The organism is Acidovorax delafieldii 2AN (assembly GCF_000175235.1).
GTDB lineage: Bacteria > Pseudomonadota > Gammaproteobacteria > Burkholderiales > Burkholderiaceae_C > Acidovorax > Acidovorax delafieldii_B.
On the sequence record NZ_ACQT01000214.1, the window covers coordinates 1 to 6,191 of the forward strand.

7 protein-coding genes are annotated in these 6,191 nt (G+C 67.7%); 5 read left to right on the forward strand and 2 right to left on the reverse strand.

From position 1 onward, the window contains the following. Nucleotides 1–1,311, reverse strand: a 1,311-nt coding sequence (locus ACDELDRAFT_RS17970; protein WP_005799409.1) for a heavy metal translocating P-type ATPase, incomplete at its 3' end; no start/stop codon positions are given. Nucleotides 1,312–1,519: 208 nt separating this feature from the next. On the opposite strand from ACDELDRAFT_RS17970, the gene ACDELDRAFT_RS17975 reads away from it, so the two are divergent. Next, nucleotides 1,520–1,717 (forward strand): heavy-metal-associated domain-containing protein, encoded by a 198-nt coding sequence (locus ACDELDRAFT_RS17975; RefSeq protein ID WP_005799410.1) that lies wholly within the window; start codon nucleotides 1,520–1,522, stop codon nucleotides 1,715–1,717. Then, nucleotides 1,714–2,187 carry a Cu(I)-responsive transcriptional regulator gene (gene cueR, locus ACDELDRAFT_RS17980; RefSeq protein WP_005799411.1) on the forward strand — a complete coding sequence of 158 codons (474 nt, stop codon included), beginning with the start codon at nucleotides 1,714–1,716 and terminating at the stop codon, nucleotides 2,185–2,187. The genes ACDELDRAFT_RS17975 and cueR overlap by 4 nt, the downstream gene beginning before the upstream one ends. Nucleotides 2,188–2,257: 70 nt before the next feature. On the opposite strand, the gene ACDELDRAFT_RS17985 is transcribed toward cueR, so the two are convergent. Further along, nucleotides 2,258–2,998, reverse strand: a complete 741-nt coding sequence (locus tag ACDELDRAFT_RS17985; RefSeq protein WP_005799412.1) for a TetR/AcrR family transcriptional regulator — start codon at nucleotides 2,996–2,998, stop codon at nucleotides 2,258–2,260. A gap of 127 nt (nucleotides 2,999–3,125) precedes the next feature. Between ACDELDRAFT_RS17985 and ACDELDRAFT_RS17990 the strand changes: the two genes are divergently transcribed. The 3 genes from ACDELDRAFT_RS17990 (at nucleotide 3,126) to ACDELDRAFT_RS18000 (ending at nucleotide 6,072) form a co-directional block, all read left to right on the forward strand. Continuing rightward, nucleotides 3,126–3,983, forward strand: coding sequence for an ABC transporter ATP-binding protein (locus ACDELDRAFT_RS17990; protein WP_005799413.1), 858 nt, complete (start codon nucleotides 3,126–3,128; stop codon nucleotides 3,981–3,983). Further along, complete coding sequence (locus ACDELDRAFT_RS17995) at nucleotides 3,980–4,861, forward strand: branched-chain amino acid ABC transporter permease (protein WP_040329859.1); 882 nt, start codon at nucleotides 3,980–3,982, stop codon at nucleotides 4,859–4,861. Before ACDELDRAFT_RS17990 ends, ACDELDRAFT_RS17995 begins: the two co-directional genes overlap by 4 nt. 173 nt (nucleotides 4,862–5,034) lie before the next feature. Next, nucleotides 5,035–6,072: a branched-chain amino acid ABC transporter permease gene (locus ACDELDRAFT_RS18000; protein ID WP_005799415.1), complete on the forward strand. Its 1,038-nt coding sequence runs from the start codon at nucleotides 5,035–5,037 to the stop codon at nucleotides 6,070–6,072. The last annotated feature ends 119 nt before the right edge of the window (nucleotides 6,073–6,191 follow it).

Sequence of the window (6,191 nt, forward strand, 5' to 3'; positions counted from 1 at the left end):
CACGGCGCCCTCCTCCAGCCCCGGTGCCACCACCAGCGCCGCCAGCCGGGGCTGACCCACGGTCAGCGTGCCGGTCTTGTCGAAGGCCACGGTGTCCACCTGGTGCGCCAGCTCCAGCGCCTGTGCGTCCTTGATGAGGATGCCGTGCTTCGCCGCCACCCCCGTGCCCGCCATGATGGCCGCCGGCGTGGCCAGCCCCAGCGCGCAGGGGCAGGCGATCACCAGCACCGCCACGGCGCGAATCAGCGCCGTCTCCGTGCCCACGCCCGCCCACAGCCAGCCCAGCAGCGTGACAAGGGCAATCAGCAGCACCACGGGCACGAACACGCTGGAGACCTGGTCCACCAGGCGCTGGATCGGCGCCTTGGCGGCCTGCGCGTCCTCCACCAGGCGGATGATGCGCGAGAGCACCGTCTCGGCGCCCACGGCGCGCACCTCCAGCACGATGCGGCCCTCGCCGTTGATCGAGCCGCCCGTGAGCAGCCCGCCCGGCTCCTTGGCCACGGGCAGCGGCTCGCCCGTGAGCATGGATTCGTCCACCTGCGTCTGGCCCTCGCGCAGCGCGCCATCGACGGGGATGCGCTCGCCCGGGCGCACCACCAGGCGGTCGCCCACCATCACCTCGGCGATGGGCACGTCCACCTCGCCGCCCTTGCCCAGCAGGTGCGCCACGTCCGGCCGCAGGCCGTGGAGCGCACGGATGGCCGCCGTGGTCTGGCGCTTGGCGCGGGCCTCCAGCCACTTGCCCAGCAGCACCAGCGTGACCACCACAGCAGAGGCCTCGAAATACAGGTGCGGCGTGTGCCCGGCGTGCGCCGTGAGCCACAGCCACATCGACAGGCCCCAGCCCGCGCTGGTGCCGATGGCCACCAGCAAATCCATGTTACCGGACAGCGCCTTGGCCGCATGCCAACCGGCCTTGTAGAAGCGCGCGCCCAGGATGAACTGCACCGGCGTGGCCAACGCGAACTGCAGCCAGGCCGGCAGCATCCAGTGCGCGCCGAACAGATCGCCCAACATGGGCAGCACCAGCGGCGCCGACAACACCAGGCCGATGGCCACGGGCGCGAAGCCCGACCAGGGCGCATCGTCCTGCTCGCGCGCCTCGCTGGCGGCCGGCGTGAGCGGCTCGTAGCCCGCGTTGCGCACGGCGCGGCGCAGCAGCGCGTCCATGGCGGCGGGGTCGCTGCCGTCGGGTGGGGCATAGTGGATGCGCGCAGATTCCGTGGCCAGGTTCACGGTGGCGTCCTGCACGCCGGGCACCTTGCGCAGCGCCCGCTCGACGCGGCCCACGCAGCTCGCGCAGGTCATGCCGCCAATGCCAAGGTCCAGGGTGCCGGAAGGTTCGGGGTGGGGGCGGAGGTGTTCATGGAAGCGACCGTAATCCTTATCATCATGGCAAGGTCAAGCCCTGATACCCATTCACCCTGCATCAGCCCATGCCTTCGCCGCCGCTTGACTATGCCACGATGTCAATGTTCATCATTGCCACACTAACCACTTCCATCGGAGAAATCGCATGCAATACACACTTCAAGTCCAGGGCATGACCTGCGGCCACTGCGAACGGGCCGTGACCCAGGCCGTACAGCAGATCGACCCCGCAGCCACCGTACGCATCGACCGCGCGCAGAATCGCGTCGACATCGAGAGCACCCAGCCCCGCGAGGCACTGGCCGCCGCCATTGCCGAAGAAGGCTACACGGTCGCCGCATGACCGCCGCCCCGCCCCGCCAGGACTGGCCCGTGCCCATCGGCACCGCGGCGCGGCGCGCGGGCGTGTCGGCCCGCATGGTGCGGCACTACGAGGCACTGGGCCTGCTGCCCCATGTGGGCCGCACAGACAACGGCTACCGGCAATACAGCGAAGCCGATGTGCACGCGCTGCGCTTCATCCGCCGCAGCCGCGACCTGGGGTTTTCGATGGACGAAATCACCACCCTGCTCGGCCTGTGGCAAGACAAGGGCCGTGCCAGCAGCCAGGTCAAGCGCATCGCCCAGGCCCACATCGAGGCCCTGAGCGAGCGCATCGCCGCCATGCAGGCCATGCAGCGCACGCTGCAGACGCTGGTGTCGTGCTGCCAGGGCAACGACCGGCCCGACTGCCCCATCCTGGACGACCTGGCGGCGGCGCCCGCGGCACCCGCCGCGATCGGTGCATCCCCACGGCCGCGCCTTGGCCAATAGCGGCGGGCACAGGGCTGATGGGTTTCAGACGAAAAACCGCTGCAGCCCTTGTTTGGTGGTCATCAAGCGCTCACTTTTTTGAGGTACCGCTTGCAGCCGCCCCCCGGACAACCCGTCGCTTGACGGTGGCCTGCCCGGGTGTCTCAGCCCGCCGCAACACCCCGTCGCACAAGGTGGCAATGCACTGCTGCGCGATCTGCTCGGGCGTGTATTCGCCGCCGGGCTGGTACCAGCGGCCAATCCAGCTGAGCGCGCCGGCAATCACAAACGCCGTCATCTTGGGGTCGCACGGCTGCAGCGAGCCCTCATCCACACCAGCGGCCACGAGGCGGCGAAATTCGTGGTCGATTCCGGACTTCAGGCGCCGCAGTTCCTTGCGGCTTTCCTGGGGCAATTGCTCGTCCCCCACGCGGATCAGGCACATGCCGAAATCCATGGTGACGATGCGCGCATACACCTGCATGCAGGTGATGAGCTGGTCGATGGCCTTGCCCCCCGCCGCACGCGAAGCCTCGATGCCGGCAAGCATCATGTCCAACCCCTGGCGCACGCACTCGATCAGGATCTGGTCCTTGTTCTTCACGTAGTAATACAGCGTGGGCTTGCTCACGTTCAGGCGCGCGGCGATGTCATCAAGCGACGTGGCATGGAAGCCCCGCTCGTTGAACAGCTGCGCGGCCGCCTGCAACACGGCCTGGCGCTTCGCCTCGCGCTGCTGCTCGCGGTCGGGCGCACTGGCCCACGGCGACGCCACGGCCGGCGCGGCCTTCTTCTTTGTCGTGGGAGTCTTGGCGGCGGTTGCTTGGTTCATGGTGCGTATTACATCGGGAAACTACCGATACCCCGGGGCAGGTGGCATACCCAGAATCTACTCGTAAGTAAACAGTTTACGTAAAAGTAGAAATTGTCTGGCTCGAACAAACCCGCATAAGCACCCCATGGAGACAAACCAACCCCGTGGCCCCGCCACCGCCCCCCTGCTGCAGGTCGATGGCGTGACGCTCACGTTCGGTGGCGTCAAGGCGCTGTCCGGCGTGGGCTTTGGCGTGCAGCCGGGCTCCATCACCGCCGTGATCGGCCCCAACGGCGCGGGCAAGACCTCGCTGTTCAACACCATCTCGGGCTTCTACCGGCCCACGGGCGGCAGCATCCGTTTCAAGGGCGAAGACATCACGCGCATCCCCGCGCCGCGCCGCGCCCGCATGGGCCTGGGGCGCAGCTTCCAGAACATCGCGCTGTTCCGCGGCATGACGGTGCTCGACAACATCAAGCTCGGGCGCCACGCGCACCTCAAGGCCAATGTGTTCGACGCGCTGTTCTACCTGGGCCGCGCGCGCCGCGAGGAGGCCGAACTGCGCCGCGACATCGAGGAACGCATCATCGACTTCCTCGAAATCGACCACATCCGCCACGCCCCCGTCTCGGCCCTGTCCTACGGCCTGCAAAAGCGCGTGGAGATGGCGCGCGCGCTGGCCATGCAGCCCGAGATCCTGATGCTCGACGAGCCCGTGGCCGGCATGAACCGCGAAGAAACGGAAGACATGGCGCGCTTCATCCTCGACGTGCGCGCCGAATGGGGCGTGACGGTGTTGATGGTGGAACACGACATGGGGATGGTGATGGACCTGTCCGACCATGTGGTGGTGCTCAACTTCGGCCAGGTGATCGCGCAAGGCACGCCCGCCGTGGTGCAGGCCGACCCGGAAGTCAACCGCGCCTACCTCGGCTCGGGCAACGTGGGCGACCTGCGCCGCAAGCTGCAGGCCGGCGCCACCAGCGCGCAAGGAGCCGCATGATGGATTGGGCCTATCTTTTTGAAATCAGCCTCACCGGCATCGCTGGCGGCGGCCTCTACGCCCTGGCGGCGCTGGCGTTCGTGATGGTCTACAAGGCCACCCGCGTGGTCAACATCGCCATCGGCGAGCTGCTCATGGTCGGCGCCTACCTGTTCTTCACCTTCGCCTCCATGATGGCGCTGCCGCTGTGGCTGGCCATTCCGGCCGCCGTGCTCGGCACCGGCCTGCTGGGCGCGGTGATCGAGCGCACCATGATCCGCCCGCTGCTGGGCGAACCGCCCATCTCGGTGTTCATGGTCACCGTGGGCCTGGGCTCGGTGCTCGTGGGCCTGGTCGAAATGATCTGGAGCGCCGACCAGCGCCGCCTGCCCGAGTTCATGCCCACGCAGCCCATCATGGTGGGCGACGCCTTCCTCGCGCCCAAGGTGTTCTGGGGCGCGGTGGTCGCGGTGCTGTTCATCGCCGCCGTGTTGCTGGTGTTCCGCTTCTGGCGGGGTGGCGTGGCGCTGCGCGCCACGGCGTCGGACCAAGCCGCGGCGTATTCGGTGGGCATCAACGTGCCGCGCGTGTTCTCGCTGGCCTGGGTGGCGTCCGCCATGCTCGCGGCCATCTCGGGAATCATCGTCGGCTCCATCGGCGGCATCTCGTCCAGCATGGGGGTGTTCGGCCTGTCGGTGCTGGTGGTGGTGATCGTCGGCGGGCTCGACAGTGTGCTGGGTGCGCTCATCGGCGGCCTCTTCATCGGCCTGGTCGAGGCCCTGGCCGGCGCCTACCTGGGCGGCGAATACAAGCTGCTCGCCACCTTCATCGTGCTGGTCGGCATTCTCATGCTGCGCCCCTACGGCCTGTTCGGCACGCACGAGATCGAAAGGCTATGAAACACCCCCTGAGCCGCTTCGCGTCTTCCCCCTCCAGGGGGACACCGCCACTGGCCCGGCAAAGCCGGTTCCACGGCGGTCGCTGGCACGGCCTGCTCCGCGGCCTTTTGCACCGCGGTGCTTTTCCACATGGGCTGGCGATGTCAGCGGCCCACGGCGTTTTGGAGCAATAGATGCGCATCGGAACCCTCAAGGAAACCTACGTCGCCGACGCGGCGCTGTTCGACTCGCGCACGCAGAAGGTCTGGCTGGCCGTGGCCGCCGCCTTGCTCGTGCTGTTCCCCTTCATGGCCAGCGACTACTGGCTCTACCTGGCCTGCCTGGTCAGCATCAACGTGGCCAGCAGCGCGGGCCTGAACATCCTCACCGGCTACACCGGGCTGGTGAGCCTGGGGCAGGCGGCCTTCATGGGCCTGGGCGCCTACACCGTGGCCATCCTGCAGTCCCAGGTGGGCTCGCCGTTTCTGCTCAACATCCTGGCGGGCGGTTTTGTCGCCATGCTCGGCGGCATCGTCGTGGGCGTGCCCTCGCTGCGCGTCAAGGGTCTGTACCTGGCCATCGCCACCATCGCAGCCTCGTTCATCGCGCACTTTCTGTTCGCCAACCTGAAATTCACGGGCGGTACGGGCGGCCTGAGCGTGCCGCCGGCCAGCATTTTCGGCGTGCTGCTCGACACCTCGTTCCGCCTGTATTGGCTGATCGTGCCGGTGACGGTGCTGATGCTGCTGGGCGCGGCCAACCTGCTGCGCACACGCATCGGCCGCGCCTTCATCGCCATCCGCGACCGCGACATCTCGGCCGAGGTGCTGGGCATTCCGCTGCTGCGCTACAAGCTGCTGTCCTTCGGCCTGTCGTCGTTCTATGCCGGCGTGGCCGGCGGCCTGTGGGCCTACTTCTTCCGCGTGGTCACGCCCGAGAGCTTTCCGCTGCTCATGTCCATCTTCTTCCTCGCCGCCATCATCGTCGGCGGCATGGGCTCCATCCTGGGCGGCATCCTCGGCGCGGTGTTCATGACCATGGTGCCCGAGCTGCTCAAGCTGGTGTTCGACCTGCTGCCCAACAACACCGAGCTCACGGTGTTCCTCTCGCCCGTGCGCACCATCATCTTCGGCCTCTTGATCATCGGCTTCCTGGTGTTCGAGCCGCACGGCCTGGCCGAAGTGTGGCGGCGCATCCGCCGCTTCTTCCACCTGTGGCCCTTCCGCAATTGAGCCACGCTATCGTTTTCATGCCACTACACAACCAACCGAAGGAGACACGCATGGACCAGCAACGCATTTCCACCCGGCGCCGCCACCTGATGCTGGGCGCCGCCGCCGCGGGCGCCGCC

Excerpts from the sequence above, each read along its gene's own strand:
- ACDELDRAFT_RS17985 (WP_005799412.1), bottom strand. The coding sequence starts at position 2,998 with ATGAACCAAGCAACCGCCGCCAAGACTCCCACGACAAAGAAGAAGGCC.
- cueR (WP_005799411.1), top strand. The coding sequence starts at position 1,714 with ATGACCGCCGCCCCGCCCCGCCAGGACTGGCCCGTGCCCATCGGCACC.
- ACDELDRAFT_RS17975 (WP_005799410.1), top strand. The coding sequence starts at position 1,520 with ATGCAATACACACTTCAAGTCCAGGGCATGACCTGCGGCCACTGCGAA.
- ACDELDRAFT_RS18000 (WP_005799415.1), top strand. The coding sequence starts at position 5,035 with ATGCGCATCGGAACCCTCAAGGAAACCTACGTCGCCGACGCGGCGCTG.
- ACDELDRAFT_RS17995 (WP_040329859.1), top strand. The coding sequence starts at position 3,980 with ATGATGGATTGGGCCTATCTTTTTGAAATCAGCCTCACCGGCATCGCT.
- ACDELDRAFT_RS17990 (WP_005799413.1), top strand. The coding sequence starts at position 3,126 with ATGGAGACAAACCAACCCCGTGGCCCCGCCACCGCCCCCCTGCTGCAG.